Origin of the sequence: Gordonia sp. CPCC 205333 (assembly GCF_048537885.1) — a bacterium.
Classification (GTDB): domain Bacteria; phylum Actinomycetota; class Actinomycetes; order Mycobacteriales; family Mycobacteriaceae; genus Gordonia.
Genome location: NZ_JBCLVI010000005.1, coordinates 330,338 through 346,003, shown reverse-complemented (window position 1 = coordinate 346,003; position 15,666 = coordinate 330,338). Strand labels below are relative to the sequence as shown.

Here is a 15,666-nt window from a genome sequence, read left to right as displayed (position 1 = left end):
AGGAATCACGAGTTCGGGCTGGGACAACTTTCGTTGTGCCAGCCCGATTTCTGTCATGATGGACAAGGTGTGTGACGCATCCCGGGCAAGGGGCTCGAGGAAATGCGCCGGCCGGATGGGAATGGGTACGTGTCTGTCAGTGGAAAAGTCGTTCATTACGACAGCAATCGAGGGTTCGGATTCTTGGCGCCGGAGACCGGCGGAGCCGATGTCTTCTTGCATATCAACGACATCGACATCGATGAGAACCTGCTGAAGCCCGGTGCAGTCGTCGACTTCGACGTCGAAGACACCGACCGTGGATCCAAGGCCATCAACGTCTCGGTGACCGAAGAGGCACCTGCTGGTAGCGATGATGCCGCCGGTGACCGAGCGCACCGCCGCGAGTCGCATGATCGGGGCGGCCGAGAGCATGGCCGAGATCGTGATCGCGGGGATCGTGGGGATCGCGGCGACCGAGGAGATCGTGGTGACCGTGGCCGACGGCCGCGTGGCGGAGCCGGTGCGCTCGACGCCGCCTCGTTCACCGAAGAGATCACCGAGCTTTTGCTGGACTCGTCCGACGACTTGACTGCCGGTCAGATCATCGAGATCCGACAGCGCGTCACCGACTTCGCGGTCGGCCGGGGCTGGGTGCTTGACTAGTTCTTGGCCGTCGTCTGCCGCGTACGAAGCGGCGTCGCTGGAGCGAGTGGTGTCCGAAGGACCCAAGACCGCTGGTGTGCCCGGAGCGCGCAACGATCATCGGAATGATTTCGCTCGTGACCGGGCCCGGGTGCTGCACTGTGCCGCTCTGCGACGGTTGGCGGATAAAACGCAGGTCGTCGGACCGCGAGAAGGAGACACGCCGCGAACTCGACTGACGCATTCGCTAGAGGTCGGGCAGATCGGGCGTGGAATAGCGGTCGGCTTAGGCTGTGATCCGGACCTGGTTGAACTGGCGGGGCTGGCTCACGATATCGGCCACCCGCCCTATGGCCATAACGGTGAGCGGGCGCTCGAAGAGGTGGCGTCGGAATACGGCGGCTTCGAGGGTAACGCGCAGAATCTGCGGATACTGACGCGCCTGGAGCCCAAAATCCTGTCCGATGATGGAGCCAGCGTCGGACTCAACCTGACCAGGGCCTCGTTGGACGCGACGCTGAAGTATCCGTGGCCGAGAGGGGCACCTGGATCGAAATTCGGTGCGTACGAAGATGATTCGTCTGTGCTCCAGTGGATTCGATCGGCGGGCGGTGGCGCCGGGAACTTGCGACAGTGTGTTGAATCCCAGGTGATGGATTGGTCAGACGACGTCGCGTACTCGGTGCACGATGTGGAGGACGGCATTATCTCGGGGCGCATTGACCTGCGGTCGCTCGGTGACCGATCTGATCAGCTGGCCCTCGCCGAATTGGGTGTGACGTATTTCAAAGGGCTTGACGCGGACACCCTCGTCGATGCGGCGCAGCGGCTCTCGCGAATGGAACTCGTTGCGGCCCTTGGTGAATTCGACGGCACCCTGGCGTCGTCGGTGGCTTTGAAGCGGCTGACGTCGGAGTTGATTGGCCGATTCGCCAATGCTGCGATCTCCGGTACACGCGAAGTTGTTGGCGACCAACCGATTTCGCGATATGATGCGGATCTGTCGGTGCCGCCACTGGTCGCCGCCGAGGTGGCGGTGCTCAAAACGGTTGCGTTGCGATTCATCTTCTCCAATCAGCGACATCGGACGCATCAGGATCGGCAGCGCGAGCGGATTCATCGCGTGGCCACCTGGCTGGCGGCCGCCGCGCCGGGCGGGCTGGATCCGCTCTTCGTCCCGGCCTGGCATGCGGCAGCCGACGACGCGGCTCGGATGCGGGTGATCGTCGACCAGATCGCGTCGATGACCGAGGGTCGGCTGGAGCGGACCGATAAGCAGAACTCGGGTGCCCAGGCACACCTGGGCTAGCCAGCAAGCCCCTCGCAAACCCGACTCGTCCGGACGGGCCCGACCACGAACGTGGGTCGGGTCCGTCCGCGAGAGTCGGGTTTGCGGGCGGGTCCGGGCGCGACCACCAAGCCCGCCGCGGTAGCAACTAGACTGTCCTACGTGCCAGGCCGAATCCCCGATCGCGACATCACGGCGATCCGTGAGCAGACGCAGATCGAGGATATCGTCGGCGACTACGTGGCACTTCGACGCGCGGGTGCGGACAGTCTGAAGGGGCTTTGCCCATTTCACGACGAGAAGTCGCCGTCATTTCACGTTCGCCCAAATCACGGCCATTTCCACTGTTTCGGTTGTGGCGAGGGCGGCGACGTCTACTCGTTCCTCCAGAAACAGGAACACATCAGTTTCGTCGAGGCCGTCGAGCAGTTGGCCGACCGCATCGGCTACCGAATCAACTACGAGGGCGGCGGTACCAGCGTTCAGCGCGACCGCGGAACGCGCGCTCGACTTGTCGCGGCCAATGCCGCCGCACAGAAGTACTACGCCGAACAACTGTTGACCCCGGCCGCCCAGACTGCGCGCGAGTACCTCAAGGAACGCAACTTCGACAGTGCGGCTGCTGTCCAGTTCGGGTGCGGATATGCACCCGACGGGTGGGACACGATGACGAAAGCCCTTCTCTCCCAAGGCTTTGAGTTCGCCGAGTTGGAAGCCGCCGGGCTGTCCAAGCAGGGTCGCAAAGGCCCGATTGACCGATTCCACCGCCGCCTGCTCTGGCCGATCCGCAATCTCGGTGGCGATGTCATCGGGTTCGGTGCACGCAAACTCTTTGACGACGACAACCTCGGCAAGTATATGAATACGCCAGAGACCATGCTGTACAAGAAGTCTCAGGTGCTGTTCGGTCTCGACCACGCAAAACGCAACATCGCCAAGGGGCATCAAGTGGTGATCGTCGAGGGCTACACCGACGTCATGGCGATGCACCTATCAGGTGTCACCACCGCGGTCGCCAGCTGCGGCACCGCATTCGGTGAAGACCACCTCGCGTTAATTCGACGATTGATGATGGACGACTCCTATTTCCGCGGTGAGGTCATCTACACCTTCGACGGCGACGACGCCGGACAAGCCGCAGCGCTCAAGGCTTTTGACGGTGAACAGTCGATCGCGGGCCAAACATTCGTGGCGATCGCGCCGGAGGGCATGGACCCCTGCGAACTGCGTCAACGGGACGGCGAAGTCGCCGTGCGTGACCTGATCGCGCGCCGCATCCCGATGTTCGAGTTCGCAATCAAGGCGCTTAATGCCAATCATGATCTCGACACCGCCGAAGGTCGGGTGCATGCACTGCGCGACGCGGTGCCCGTCGTTGCGCGTATCAAAGACGTGGCATTGCGTGACGAATACGCACGCCAATTGGCCGGCTGGGTCGGCTGGGAGGATGTGCCGCAAGTACTCTCGCGGGTACGCGAAGAGGCATCCCGCAATGCGAAGCGCCGCGGCAAGCCGCCTACCAAGGTCACCAATCTCCGACGCGGACGGCCCGAGGCGTCGTCGGCGCCGCCGACTGCGAAGCCGTTGGCCAGTGATCCGCGGCTATGGCCTCAGCGTGAGGCGCTGAAGTCCGCGCTGCAATATCCGGCGATCGCTGGCACTGTCTTCGACTCACTGCCGGTGGAATGTTTCACCGAGCCCGCGTATGCCAAGATTCGCACCACGATGACTGAATTGGGCGGGACATCGTCGGGGATGGGCGGTGCGGAATGGGTCGGGGCGGTAATCCACGGAGTGGACGACCCGGTGGTAGGACCGTTGGTCACTGAACTCGCCGTCGAGCCGATCCCGATGTCGGAGAACGCGATTCCGCGCTACATCGGGTCGGTACTGGCGCGGCTGCAAGAGGTGTGGGTCGGCGCACAGATCGCCGATATCAAGTCACGGTTACGGCGCATGTCACCCGCCGAGGATTCCGACGCTTACAACGCGGTCTTCGGAGATTTGGTCGCATTGGAGGCATATCGGCGGAGCCTGCTGGAGCAGGTCGTCGAATCTGGTGGGGAAGCCGGCTAGGGGTTCGGGGCGGGAGTTGTCTTGGGGATAACCGATCAAGCGACATGACGAATGATCAACGATGCGGCGATCAGGCCGCCGCGGGGCAGCATGATTCGGGCTGTGAACGTTCGCTGGCCGGTTGGGTAGTTCGTCGTTGCACGTCCCGTTGTAATCACCATGCGGTCCTTGATCGGTGATGGCCCCACGGGCGGCTTCGCACATAGTCCCCCGGCAAAGTTGACTTCATCGAGAAATAGCTTGAAGGAGGGCTCGTACTGGACATGAGCATGGTTGCGTGGGGAGAAGCATGCAATAGCTACCAGAACCTCGACTGGCGGGGCAGCGAGGTTGACCGTCCGACTAACAACCAGGTTGTTGCGGCCGGTCCGAGTAGTTACGTCAGCGACGGTGAACGGAGCGTTAACCTTATCGCTGTTGTCCGCGCTGTCCAACCAGGAGACGAGTACGTCAGTTTGATTCGCATATGGTTGCCCGGCTGTCGGACGGCCGACGTCGAGTATAGAAACGACCAGGATAACGACGATCATCGTGGTAGTTATTGCTAATAGTTTCTCCGCGAAGCGCGGCGATGCTGTTGCGCTTCGGAGCTTTGCCACGGGGTCAGCCCACGCGTGGCTTCGTTGTTTAGCCGACATACTGGAGCAGAACTGTCGCTGCTGCTAATCCTCCGCGCGACAACGTCACTCGGAACGAGAAGGTCCTCGGACCAACCGGAAGGTTCTCCATCGGCTTTTTCATTGTGTACCAGCCGGGTTGGCTGATGCGCGAAGGACTTTGGGGGAAATCGGAACACATTCCACCGCCAAGGAGGGTTCTGTCGAGGGTAAGCGTAAAGAATGATTGGACGCGCGGAGCATCGCTCGGTCGTGGCGGGTCGTAGCAAGAAACCGCGACAACGAACCGGATGGGCCGGGCCGTAGTTTAATCGATTGTTGAAGCCGCAGACCGCCGGTCCCGGTGCGCGTAGCGGTATTAGAAAAAGTTAGTGGTGCGTCGAGTTTTCGATGCTTGTCAATTGCGCGCTCGAGAAGGGAAACCAATGCGTCAGTCTTGTTCGCATACGTCTGCCCGGCAGTCGGGCGCCCGACTACGACGATGAAGCCGACCAGAAGGAGGCTAAAGACTAAAACAACCGCGCCCAGTCGTACACCGGCGCGCGTGCTGAGTTCGGACAGGGTCGCTTTCGGATTGCGACGGGCTCGGCTCATGCGATGTAGCGGATAGTCGCGGATGCTGCTAGCAACCCTCGCCCTGGCAAAACGACCCGGAAGGTGAAATTCCTGAGCCCGACGGGATACGGCATCGTTTCAAGACTGATCCCAATCCACGACGAATCTTTGATTGGGGATGGCCCGTCCGGCATCGATGAGCATGACCCCGCACCGAAGTCGGTGCCGTTGAGTGTCGCGAAGAAGGTCTCTTTTTGGGCCATGAGATTCGACTTGGCCACCGTAGAAAAGCACGCGACACGGATGGCGACTTGTACCGATGGTTTGGAGATCTCTATTGGCAAGGTGATGACGACTTCGTCGCGCCCGCTTAGGGTGCTGGTGACCGAGGCGGTGAAAGGCGCTTCCATTTTGTCTCTTTCACTCGCCTGATCGAGCCAAGAACGCAGCGCGGCAGCTTGATTGGCATACGGCTGTCCCGTTGTCGGACGGCCGATGACGAGAAGCGAACTGATCAGAATGAGCGTGAACGCAAGTGCCGCCGCAGCTAGCTGCGCACCCCCGCGTTTGGTCATCTTGAGAGTCTATAACTGGATGTTCGAGATCGGAAATCTAATCTCTGGTGTCTGTGCGATTCTTTTACTTCCTCGTAACCTCGCCGCATGCAATCCGGCGAAAGCGAATCTGAAACTCAGCAGATGACCGCAACAATTGCTGATCCACCTGCTGTTACGGCAGGCAAGGCCCGCACGCCCTGGTATAAGTCGATGTTCACCTGGCTACTGGCCGCGATCGTCGCAGGCATCGTGGTCGGTGCCGTGTGGCCGGACCTGGGTTCCGACTTGAAGCCACTGGCAGACGGTTTCATCAAGCTGATCAAGATGCTGATCGCCCCGATCATCTTCTGCACAGTGGTGCTTGGCATCGCGCATGTCGGTGACATGCGGTCGGTTGGTCGGATCGGCGTCAAGGCACTGATCTACTTCGAAGCCGTGACCACCTTCGCGTTGCTCTTCGGACTTGTGATTGGCAATATCGTCAAGCCGGGCAATGGTTTTGACATCAACCCGGAGACACTAGCGACCGGCGCGAAGGCCGTGGCGGACAAGACCAATGACGGGGAACTTCCGCATACCGTCGACTTTCTGCTGAATATCATTCCAACGTCGGCGCTTTCGGCCTTCGCCGAAAATGAACTCCTGCAGGTGCTCTTCTTCGCGGTGCTATTCGGTCTGGGACTGGCCAAGGTGGGGGAGAAGGGCCCGCCGATTGTGTTGGAGACGATCGATCAGCTGAGCCACATCTTCTTCACCGTCATCGGGTGGATCATGAAGCTCGCGCCACTCGGCGCGTTCGGCGCGATGGCATATATCGTCGGCGAATACGGTCTGTCGTCGCTGGCCAGTTACGGGAAGTTGATCGCGTGCTGTTACCTGGCGGCAGTCCTGTTCATCTTGGTGCTCTCAGTGATCGTTCGGATCTTCGCGGGTGTCAACCTGTGGAAATTCATCGTCTACATCAAGGATGAACTGTTCGTCGCATTGGGCACCGCATCGACCGAGGTTGTTCTTCCCCGAATCATGACGAAGCTGTCCAATGCCGGATGTTCCCGCACCACAACAGGTTTGGTTGTTCCTACCGGGTACTCCTTCAACTTAGATGGCGCGACGCTATACCTATCCATCTGCATTCTGTTCCTCGCGCAGGCACTCGGAGTGGATTTGAGTTTCGGTGAGCAGATCACCGCGGTGTTGGTGTTGATGTTGACGTCGAAGGGGATGGCGGGCGTGCCCGGATCGTCGTTCTTGGCGTTGTCGGCGACGGTGTCGGCAATCGGTCACGGCAGTATTCCGGTTGCCGCGGTCGCGCTGCTGCTTGGCGCGGACCGCATCATGGATTCGATGCGGGTGTCGGTGAACTTGCTGGGCAACTGTGTGGCGACGTTCGTTGTCGCCAATTGGGAAGGTCAACTCGACAAGGAACGTATGCGCAAGGTACTTGCCGGAGAACCGGTTGAACCGCTGACTGATACCGATCCGTTGACCGGCGAGGAAGAGGTCGCCGCCGAGCAGGCGGGGACCAAGGTTTGAGGGGGTCTCGATGAAGAGTGGGGCGGGTGGGGCTCGAACCCACGACCAGCGGATTATGAGTCCGCGGCTCTAACCGACTGAGCTACCGCCCCGTGGGCACAATGCCCGAGCGAGAAGTCTACCTGTGTTGACTTGATGCCCGACGCCCTGCCCGCAGAAATATGTCCCGAGCGCGAGTCAGATGTCTATATGACGTCTGATCTCACCTCGGGACATATTCGCGCGGTCAATCCTCGGTGGATAACACCTCGGTGACGAATGACGTGACCCGGCGCCGAAGGTCGGCGATGCGCTCGGCGCGCAGACCGTCCAGATCGGTGCCTTTGTGATACGCCGGGGGCAATTGGCGAGCGTTGCGCGAACAGCCAAAGTTGTTGCATACCAACGCTCCCAACGTCGAGCCGCGACGTCCGGCCGAACCACCACGCCCGACCGTGTAGAGCACAGCCTCGTTGGTGAGGTTGACGTCGTTGCACCACGAACACATAGCGCGACCGCGCGGTTTGGCCTCAGCGCGACTGAGCAGTAGGGCGACCGGGCCGTCTTCCCGTTCAACCACGACATAGGACCGTCGCGGGATTTTGCGATCGCGCCAGCCATAGAACTCGAGTCGACCGAAGTCGACCTCGTCAAAGTTCTCGGCGAAGGAAACGCGCTTTACCTCGCTGCGGGTGGCGCCGCGAAAGGCAGCGAGGATTTCGGACTGAGTGAATGCGTGCATGGAAGGACCATCCAATGGAAAAGTGATTTCGAAGCGAGCTTCGAAAGAGGGAATCGAGGTACGACGATGCCGCCGATCGCGATGATCGGCTGCGGGGCGCGGCTATCTGGTGGTGGCGCGAATCGCGCCGACCGCCTCCTCGAATCGCTGGATGGTCACGTGGCCACCATAGCGCAGCGGTGCAAGGTGTTTGTCGCGCGCTGCGGTGACGGCGAGAATCCCTACCTCACCGGAATCAGCCACACCTGCTCCGTACGCCACGCCAGGAACGCCAGTAGCGTGCAGGTCGCTGCGCGGATCAGATCGCCGCTCCGTCCCGAACACGCTGTGGCCCAACGCAATCCGACGCCGCTGAGCAGGACAACGGTCGCCGCATAGCCAACGAAGACACCGGGGCGGGCCGGCGGGTGACCCGACCACCAGGACAAACATCCGCCTGCGACCCAACAGAATACGACTGTGCCAAGTGCTATGCCGCTTACATCGGGCCATGGTCCGGTTGGTCCTGCCAGGACGCGCTTGCCTGCGTAAAGAGCTGCGCCGCAACAGGCAATGATGACGATCAGACCGACGGTTGCGTTCATCCCGACCGCCGTGCGGCCTGCCTGCGTCGTGCAACTTGTCTGCGGAAGAGCCAGGTCGACAATCCGGTCAGCATCAATAGCAGCGGGGTGAGTCCCAATACGCACCAAGCGATCCGCCACCACGGATTGACTGCGAATCCATAGTGCAGCGCTGGTTGAGCCCAGTCACTGAGCACCGCGTTCGATATCGTCGACGGACGCCCTTGAAATACCTCGACGTGGTGCGCGTCGTGGGCGTCGACGCCGACGAGTCGATTGCCGTGGAAGTTCGAACTGTATTTCCACAGGTCCGGACGACCATCGAGTACGTAGAAGGAGTAATACTCCTGAGTCGGTGTCGGCAACTGTGCCCAGGTCACCGTCGAACCGGTAAAGGTTGCTCGGGCAGCGGTCATGGCGTCGTCGATGCTGATACGGGGTGCGCGAGCGTCGACCGTCTCCATTGTCGATGGTTGGTCCACTGTTGACTGGCCGCCCGTCGTGGCGAGCCACAACTTCGACACCGCCGGAACTTCGAAGTTCATTCCGGTCAGCCCCCAGATCAATAGCGGAACTACCGCTATCAGGCCGATCACGTTGTGGAGATCGACGTCGCGTGCGTACCGGCCTTTGCCAAGACGGACGCGAAAACCGTGGCGCCACTTCTTGAGACCCGGATACCAGATAATCAAACCGGATATCGCCAGGAATATCGCCAGTAGACCAGTGAGGGCGAGGGTCAATCCGCCCCAGGTGAGCCCTTCGGTTGGCGCCCATGTGGCGAGAGGTGACGGCTTTCCGGGCCACGCTTGATAGCCGGCGTATCCCTCGCAGCTAAGCGCGCAGTCATGCAGGTTTTCCACGAATCCGACGACGCCGCTGTACACATTCGCGTGGCCGCTGACTGTTCCGGTGCCAGCGTCAACGAAATAGGTCTCACCATCCGAACTGCTGGTGCTGAGTTGATAGACGCCGTCTTTCAGTGAGACGTAGGACGTGTCGAAGTTGGCATCAGCACGCCGCACCGCGTCGATCGCGCCATCGAATCCGACCTGGGTCGGCGTCGCAGTCGACTGATAGAGCTCCGGCGAGCTGGCGCGAAGCAGTTCAGGTTCATAAACAAGGACCGCCCCGGTGGTGCATTCCACCACGAGCACCAGTCCGAAAACGATCGACAGCCAACGGTGCGAGACAATCAATATGCGCCGCAACGGTTTTCGATTGCGTTTCGGCGACTTGCGCGTTCGACCGGGCGTCGCGCGAGAAGCCGCATCGTCGGGCGCTGCCGGCAGACGGGGATCTGCGACAGACGTGGGATGATCCAACACGGCTGTTAGGCTAGCATCGCCTAAATGCGAGCTACTTAGGCGAGGTCATGGACGGCCGCCGCCGTCATCTCACCGGGAGGTACGCCGTCCAACCGTAGTTGGATGAGGTCACTTTCTCGCGGCTCACAGACGACACCTGCCACGGACAATGATTGTGGAGATCCCACGTCAGCGGCACCCCGTCATCCGAAACGGCGACCTTCACGCACCCCGCCGGCGAATGCTTTAGCGTTCCGCTCGCAAAGAACGACGTCAACCACAGGCCGAACGTGGCGGATACTACCGGCCTCGGCAGCGCGTCGTCGTGAGCGAAAACAACATCGGACAGCTCGCTGATTGGGTCTTGCGCAGCTGCCAACTGCCGCGTTGCCCCGCTGTCCAGGCGAACCACCCACGCGTCGGAGATCTTGGTCCCGGCTGGTGCGGCAATAGCGGCCGGCGCGAGTATCGCGGCCAGCGAACACACCACGATCAACACCAGCGCGAGTCGCGTTGCAAGTTTCATCAGTAGTCCCCGATTTGATCCAATAAACAGTATCGACAGTATAACGGATGGGATGGTAGATGCTGACGCGGCGCGCCACCGAGCTGCCTCGGCATTCGCCTGTGTGGCGCCGGTTATCCGGCGATGCGACGCCAGAAAACAAAAAAACCGCCTGTGACCAGGCGGTTTTTCAGCTCCCCCGACTGGACTCGAACCAGTAACCGTTCGATTAACAGTCGAATGCTCTGCCAATTGAGCTACGGGGGATTACTCTCGGCCCGTTGTGAAAATGTCACTCGGACCGAGAAGAAACTTTAGCGTATGGGTGAGCCGGACGACAAAACGCCTGGTCATTGAGCCCAGATGCCGGTCGTCTCCAAGTGTGCCAGCAGGCGGGTCGCGCCATCGTCGAACTGCCGTTGCGTCTGCGCGACGATCTGCTCCCGGTCGCCCGCGCGGTACGCCACGATCAGTCGATCGTGACTGTCGATTGCGACCTGGCCCCACTCGGCGTCACTCGCGTATAGCTGTGTCGGCGTGTATCGCGTCGCGCCCATCAGGAACCAACTCAGCTTCCCGCTGTTGGCGATCAAGTTGTGTCGGCGATGGAACTCGTATTCGGCCTCGATCACCCGGTCGTGAGCTCCGCGCGAAATTGCCTGGCGCAGTTGATCATTCAAGTCGGTCAACTCGTCCAGCTCGCCGGCCGTCACAACGTCGGCTATCCGCAGGGCCAACTTGACCGCGATCTGGGACTGCAACCAGAACAAGTCGCCGACATCGGTACGTGAGAGCTCCGCTACCGCATAACCGCGGTGGGGGACCAGATGCACCATGCCTTCGCCGCGTAGCGTCAGCAATGCTTCGCGGACCGGAGTGACGCTGACGCCCAGCCGGGCGGCTGCTTCGTCCATCCGGATGTACTCACCGGGCCGAAACTCGGCGGTCATAATCGCATGCCGCAGATCGGCCGCAACCTCGTCGGACAGTTGCGGCCGTCGCGGCCGACGGCGGGTGATAGTCACGGGTGCCGCGGAACTCTCAGAGTCCGAAGGTCTTCCCGACGACGTCGCGCTGGATCTCATTCGTGCCACCGTAGACGGTTGAGATGATCGCGCCACGCATAAGGCTTTCGGCGTCGAATTCTGTGGCGTATCCGTAACCGCCCATCATCTGCATTCCATCGATGGTCATCGCCTTCGACGTCTCAGTGGTCTTCAACTTCACCATCGACGCTTCGCGCGGGAAGATCTTGCCCGGGTTGGCATCTGCCTTGTCCGCGAGGCTGTAGACGAGGAGCTTGGCACATTCGATCTCGGTTGCGTGATCGGCCATCCGGTGCCGTAGCGCCTGGAATGTGCCCACCGGCCGACCGAATTGCTTTCGTTCGGTGATGAACTTCAGTGTGTCGTCGAAGGAACGTTGCGCGACGCCGAGCTGCATCGCGCCAAGGATCAACCGTTCAATATTGAGGCCGGCCATCAACTGATTCCAACCGTTGTCGACCTCACCGACCACATGCTCGTCGGGCACGAAGCAGTCAGTGAAATAGAGGTCATTGACCTCGCGTCCGCCGAGTGTGTCGATGCCCTGAATCTTCAAACCCGTTGTGCCGGCGGGGATATGGAACTGAGTGAGGCCTTCGTGCTTCTTGCCGCCGCGATCAGTCCGGGCGATGAGTAGAATCGAATTCGCGAAATGGGCGTTGGAACACCAGGTCTTCTGACCGTTGATCAGCCAGCCGCCGTCGACCTTTTCGGCGCGGCAGGTCAGTGCGCCGACGTCAGAACCAGCCTCGGGTTCGGACATCGAGATCGCCAGTGAGTCACCAGCGGTGACGCCTGTGAGTACTTCCTTCTTCAGTTCTTCGCTCGCGTATTTGGCGTACGCCGCCGCGGTGATGAAGGTCGGGCCGACGCCGCCCATCGGAGCGCCCCCGCGCATCGTTTCCTCCAGGAAGATGCACATCTCAACATTGCCCGCACCCGCTCCGCCGTACTCCTCGGGCACGATGATGCCGGCCCACCCCAGCCCGGCCATCTTGCGATACAACTCTTCGGAATGGAGTTCGGCTCCATTGCCGGTCAGCTGGTCGCGCTGTGCGCGCGTGCCTGCCTCGCGCTGGCAGAAATCCGCCACAGACTTGGCGAATGCGCGTTGTTCGTCGGTGAAATTCACGTGTTTCCTCTCCGCGAATGGTTGTTAAGCGGCAACCTTCAATCGGGCAGACCGTATCACATATATGTGATAGTTGGCGGTGCTGCTGAAGTGGAGATGTAGCGGTCGCTACATTGGTCGCCATGGCCACACCCGAAAGTCCAGGCGCCGCGAACACTGGCGATGACGATGCCGGGGAGGTCGACCCGACGTCGCCGGATGCGGACGAATTTCTGTCCGCCAACCGAGCAAACCGGGCGAAGGTGCGCGACGAGGTCGCGGCCAAGGAAGCGAAGCGGCAAGCGAAGTTGTCGAAGAAGCGCACCAGGGCCGACGTCGGTGACGAGACAGATGACCGGTTGCCCCGCAAGTTGAATCCGCAGCCGGCCAAAGCGGGCCAACGCCCGTTCGGGGGACGAGCCGCGCGGGGGCTACTGATTGGCCTGTGCGTCGCGGTGGTCGCGCTGGCGGTGCTGGCGGGCTTCTTCGGCTATCGCTACAACCAGACGCGCGACCAACTCGCCGCGGCAAGCACTTCGTCGCAGTACGGCAAAGATGCGATGGATGCCGCCCGGCGGTACGCCGCGACCATCGGCACCTACGATCCCGACAATTACGCCGACCTCGATCAGCGTATCCGGGGGATCTCGACACCCTCGTTCGCCGACTCGTATATCACGTCATCGCAGGACGCTCGCAAAGGTAATACCAACGCGCGGGGCAAATCCACTGCGGAATCGAAAGAAGCTGGCCTGCAGTTACTTTCGGCTGACAAGGCGGTAGTGCTGGTCACCCTCGACCAGGTGGTCAAAGTGCCGGATCTGCAGGCGTCAGAGCCCGATGGCATCCCATACCAATCCAGGGTGAAGATCACCCTCAAGCGTGACGGTGATCGCTGGTTGATCAGCGACTTGGAGACCGTGTAACCGCGCTATCGTGCATCGCCCAGCAGGAATTCGCAGATCAGTGCGCTTACCAGTGCGGTCGGTGCCGGAAGCGGCACCCGAGTCAGATCGAAGGCGATACTCAATGCGGCATGCACCATGAACCGTGCTTGCCCGAGGGTAAGCACGGGCCTTGACTGGACCACCCAGCTAGCCCACTCATCGATGTTGCGTCGCTGCTGTTTACGCAACTCGGACCGCTGATCGGGGGCGACGTTACCAATCTCGACCATGTAGACACCGACGAGTTGTGCACTGTCCGAACATAATTCGACATAGCTCGCCGCCAGCCGGGTAACCGCGTCCACCGGAGAGTTCGCGCGAGCGAGAGCGTCGTCGATGGCGGCGATCATCCGATCGTTCGCGCGCCAGAATGCCGTGTGCAGAATCGCGGCCTTGTTGGCGTAGTGCCGGTACACGCCGGACGCGGGCAGCCCCGAACTTTGCGCGATGTCGTCGATGGACACCTCGCGAAACCCGCGCTGTGCGAACAGCGGAATCGACTGTCGCAGAATCACTTCACGCTTCGACGCCGGGGCAAGGCCACTTGACTCGGTTGGGTGTGAGCGGGCGTCGGCCTCGTCCGGGAGATCAAGGCCCACCATCCGCACGGAGTTCGTGACAAGGATCCGTTCGGCTTGTTTAGCCGCTAGCGGCGCGCGATGCGTCGATGGACTGCCAGCGGCACTGATCGCGGCGGCTGCGAGTGCGTCCGCCTGGGCCTTGGACGCAGCCGGGAGTTGCTGTTCGCGACGCGATGCGACGACCGCTGCACGGACCCGACGATGCTGACCGATGACTACTTCGCGAACGTATTCGGCGTCGTCGGGTGCGAGGAACTGGGACTGCCAGCGATACAGACCTCCACCTCGGTGGGACAGTGTTGTTTCGGCGAGGGCCCGCAGCAGATTATCGAGCGTCGTGTGGGGGTTGCTGGAATCGGGGGTCGTGGCGAGGGAACCCTTCAGGACGTCCGCGAGAGTCCGGGAGGTCTCGGCGAATAACGCGTACTTGGTTGGGAAGTGGCGATACAGCGCGGGGACCGAGATACCAACCTCGGCGGCGATCGCCTCCAGCGTGGTGCTGTGGTAGCCGCGCACGCTGAATGTCCGCGCCGCGACGTCGAGGATGATCGCCCGCCGGTCGGCGGGGCGCCGACGCACACCGACGGTGCCCGCACCAGTGGCGGGTATCGACGATTCGGCTGGCACCCATTGAACGCTACCTGATGTTCCGATTCACCCGTGGAATTTCCACTGGTAGTAGCAAAAGACGTGTTCCAGAACTAGAAGTTGACTTATAAGTTAGTCGATATTCTCGTGTGCCAGCTCACATATGTGCTACAAATACTGGCGAAGGATGCGGGGGATTCGCCCGCTCCGCCAGTTCGCCAGTGAGGGATATATGACCACCAACCTCGACGTCGTCGATGGCATCGCGATCAATGTCACCGCCGACGGCATCGCGCGGATCACGATCACTCGCCCCGACCGGATGAACGCCCTGGACGGGGCGGCATCGGCGCGCATCCAGGATGCGCTGGGACGCTGGGCCGATGACGATGCCATTCGGGTGGTCATCATCGACGGAGCGGGTGGTTCATTTAGTACCGGTGCCGATGTCGTCGGCATCGCATCGACCGCGGCCGAACAGCCATCCGGCGGACTGACCGACGAGCAGGCTCGCGGGATTATTGCCGGTGGCACCGACTTGGCCCGCGCGGTTCGGGCGGTGCGTGCGCCTGTCATCGCTTCGGTCGACGGCGCCGCCGCCGGTATCGGCGCATCGCTCGCGGTCGCGGCTGACTTGATATACGCCACGCAACGCTCATACTTTCTACTCGCGTTCATCAATATTGGACTCATGCCAGACGGCGGTGCGTCGATGCTGTTTGCCGCGGCACTGGGGCGTGCCCGTGCCAATGAAATGGCATTGCTCGGCGAAAAGCTCTCGGCCGCAGACGCATTCGACGCCGGTCTGATCAATCGCGTGGTCGGCGAGCGCGCCGAGCTGGATCAGCTCGTCGGCCAGGTGGCTGGCCGACTGGCCAACCGGTCGCCGCAGGCGATGCGGTTGACCAAAGCCGCCCTCGACGCACACACCCTTGCCGGATTACCTGACGCTCTCGATCGCGAATTGTCCGGGCAGGCAACACTATTGCAATCGCCGGAGTTTCAGGCCGCGCTGTCGGCATTCGTCGGCAAGTCCACGCACTGACC

Annotated in this window: 16 protein-coding genes and 2 tRNA genes; 6 read left to right on the top strand and 12 right to left on the bottom strand. The window is 61.4% G+C overall.

The genetic code is table 11. The annotated features are described in order from the left end of the window. Positions 1–129 precede the first annotated feature (129 nt). From AAFP29_RS19425 to dnaG, 3 genes are all read left to right on the top strand, one after another. Positions 130–645 (top strand): cold-shock protein, encoded by a 516-nt coding sequence (locus tag AAFP29_RS19425; protein WP_419219047.1) that lies wholly within the window; start codon positions 130–132, stop codon positions 643–645. Continuing rightward, positions 638–1,933: a deoxyguanosinetriphosphate triphosphohydrolase gene (locus AAFP29_RS19420; protein ID WP_419219046.1), complete on the top strand. Its 1,296-nt coding sequence runs from the start codon at positions 638–640 to the stop codon at positions 1,931–1,933. The genes AAFP29_RS19425 and AAFP29_RS19420 overlap by 8 nt, the downstream gene beginning before the upstream one ends. A gap of 141 nt (positions 1,934–2,074) precedes the next feature. Then, entirely contained in the window at positions 2,075–3,988 is a 1,914-nt protein-coding gene (gene dnaG, locus AAFP29_RS19415; protein WP_419219045.1) for a DNA primase, read from the top strand. Between the two features lie 35 nt (positions 3,989–4,023). Here dnaG and AAFP29_RS19410 read toward each other — a convergent pair whose 3' ends face one another. Continuing rightward, positions 4,024–4,587, bottom strand: coding sequence for a hypothetical protein (locus AAFP29_RS19410; RefSeq protein ID WP_419219044.1), 564 nt, complete (start codon positions 4,585–4,587; stop codon positions 4,024–4,026). Positions 4,588–5,195: 608 nt separating this feature from the next. Next, on the bottom strand, positions 5,196–5,735 hold the full coding sequence (locus AAFP29_RS19405) for a hypothetical protein (RefSeq protein WP_419219043.1): 540 nt from the start codon (positions 5,733–5,735) through the stop codon (positions 5,196–5,198). A gap of 123 nt (positions 5,736–5,858) precedes the next feature. Here AAFP29_RS19405 and dctA point away from each other — a divergent pair, with 123 nt between their 5' ends. After that, complete coding sequence (gene dctA, locus AAFP29_RS19400) at positions 5,859–7,250, top strand: C4-dicarboxylate transporter DctA (protein WP_419219042.1); 1,392 nt, start codon at positions 5,859–5,861, stop codon at positions 7,248–7,250. Between the two features lie 18 nt (positions 7,251–7,268). Here dctA and AAFP29_RS19395 read toward each other — a convergent pair. From AAFP29_RS19395 to AAFP29_RS19355, 9 genes are all read right to left on the bottom strand, one after another. Further along, a tRNA-Ile gene (locus AAFP29_RS19395) sits at positions 7,269–7,342 on the bottom strand. A 134-nt stretch (positions 7,343–7,476) separates the two neighbouring features. Beyond that, positions 7,477–7,971, bottom strand: a complete 495-nt coding sequence (locus AAFP29_RS19390; protein ID WP_419219041.1) for an FBP domain-containing protein — start codon at positions 7,969–7,971, stop codon at positions 7,477–7,479. A gap of 102 nt (positions 7,972–8,073) precedes the next feature. Then, on the bottom strand, positions 8,074–8,214 hold the full coding sequence (locus AAFP29_RS19385; RefSeq protein WP_419219040.1) for a hypothetical protein: 141 nt from the start codon (positions 8,212–8,214) through the stop codon (positions 8,074–8,076). After that, a complete protein-coding gene (locus AAFP29_RS19380; RefSeq protein ID WP_419219039.1) occupies positions 8,193–8,555 on the bottom strand; it encodes a hypothetical protein in 363 nt (120 codons plus the stop codon). The genes AAFP29_RS19385 and AAFP29_RS19380 overlap by 22 nt, the downstream gene beginning before the upstream one ends. Next, entirely contained in the window at positions 8,552–9,862 is a 1,311-nt protein-coding gene (locus AAFP29_RS19375) for a PepSY-associated TM helix domain-containing protein (RefSeq protein WP_419219038.1), read from the bottom strand. Before AAFP29_RS19375 ends, AAFP29_RS19380 begins: the two co-directional genes overlap by 4 nt. 64 nt (positions 9,863–9,926) lie before the next feature. After that, positions 9,927–10,367 (bottom strand): hypothetical protein, encoded by a 441-nt coding sequence (locus AAFP29_RS19370; RefSeq protein WP_419219037.1) that lies wholly within the window; start codon positions 10,365–10,367, stop codon positions 9,927–9,929. 173 nt (positions 10,368–10,540) lie between these two features. Then, positions 10,541–10,613: transfer RNA gene (locus AAFP29_RS19365), tRNA-Asn, on the bottom strand. Positions 10,614–10,696: 83 nt separating this feature from the next. Continuing rightward, positions 10,697–11,431, bottom strand: coding sequence for a GntR family transcriptional regulator (locus AAFP29_RS19360; RefSeq protein ID WP_419219036.1), 735 nt, complete (start codon positions 11,429–11,431; stop codon positions 10,697–10,699). After that, positions 11,388–12,524 (bottom strand): acyl-CoA dehydrogenase family protein, encoded by a 1,137-nt coding sequence (locus tag AAFP29_RS19355; RefSeq protein ID WP_419219035.1) that lies wholly within the window; start codon positions 12,522–12,524, stop codon positions 11,388–11,390. The genes AAFP29_RS19360 and AAFP29_RS19355 overlap by 44 nt, the downstream gene beginning before the upstream one ends. 122 nt (positions 12,525–12,646) lie before the next feature. On the opposite strand from AAFP29_RS19355, the gene AAFP29_RS19350 reads away from it, so the two are divergent. Next, positions 12,647–13,429: a hypothetical protein gene (locus AAFP29_RS19350; RefSeq protein WP_419219034.1), complete on the top strand. Its 783-nt coding sequence runs from the start codon at positions 12,647–12,649 to the stop codon at positions 13,427–13,429. A 5-nt stretch (positions 13,430–13,434) separates the two neighbouring features. Here the strand turns inward: AAFP29_RS19350 and AAFP29_RS19345 are convergent, their stop codons facing one another. Beyond that, positions 13,435–14,658 (bottom strand): TetR/AcrR family transcriptional regulator, encoded by a 1,224-nt coding sequence (locus AAFP29_RS19345; protein ID WP_419219033.1) that lies wholly within the window; start codon positions 14,656–14,658, stop codon positions 13,435–13,437. A gap of 193 nt (positions 14,659–14,851) precedes the next feature. Here AAFP29_RS19345 and AAFP29_RS19340 point away from each other — a divergent pair, with 193 nt between their 5' ends. Beyond that, a complete protein-coding gene (locus AAFP29_RS19340) occupies positions 14,852–15,664 on the top strand; it encodes an enoyl-CoA hydratase-related protein (protein ID WP_419219032.1) in 813 nt (270 codons plus the stop codon). Positions 15,665–15,666: the final 2 nt, after the last annotated feature.

What these genes read in the sequence shown, in the direction of transcription:
- AAFP29_RS19405 (WP_419219043.1), bottom strand. Translation starts at nt 5,735, where the DNA reads ATGACCAAACGCGGGGGTGCGCAGCTAGCTGCGGCGGCACTTGCGTTC.
- dctA (WP_419219042.1), top strand. Translation starts at nt 5,859, where the DNA reads ATGACCGCAACAATTGCTGATCCACCTGCTGTTACGGCAGGCAAGGCC.
- AAFP29_RS19390 (WP_419219041.1), bottom strand. Translation starts at nt 7,971, where the DNA reads ATGCACGCATTCACTCAGTCCGAAATCCTCGCTGCCTTTCGCGGCGCC.
- AAFP29_RS19380 (WP_419219039.1), bottom strand. Translation starts at nt 8,555, where the DNA reads ATGAACGCAACCGTCGGTCTGATCGTCATCATTGCCTGTTGCGGCGCA.
- AAFP29_RS19370 (WP_419219037.1), bottom strand. Translation starts at nt 10,367, where the DNA reads ATGAAACTTGCAACGCGACTCGCGCTGGTGTTGATCGTGGTGTGTTCG.
- AAFP29_RS19360 (WP_419219036.1), bottom strand. Translation starts at nt 11,431, where the DNA reads ATGAGATCCAGCGCGACGTCGTCGGGAAGACCTTCGGACTCTGAGAGT.
- AAFP29_RS19350 (WP_419219034.1), top strand. Translation starts at nt 12,647, where the DNA reads ATGGCCACACCCGAAAGTCCAGGCGCCGCGAACACTGGCGATGACGAT.
- AAFP29_RS19340 (WP_419219032.1), top strand. Translation starts at nt 14,852, where the DNA reads ATGACCACCAACCTCGACGTCGTCGATGGCATCGCGATCAATGTCACC.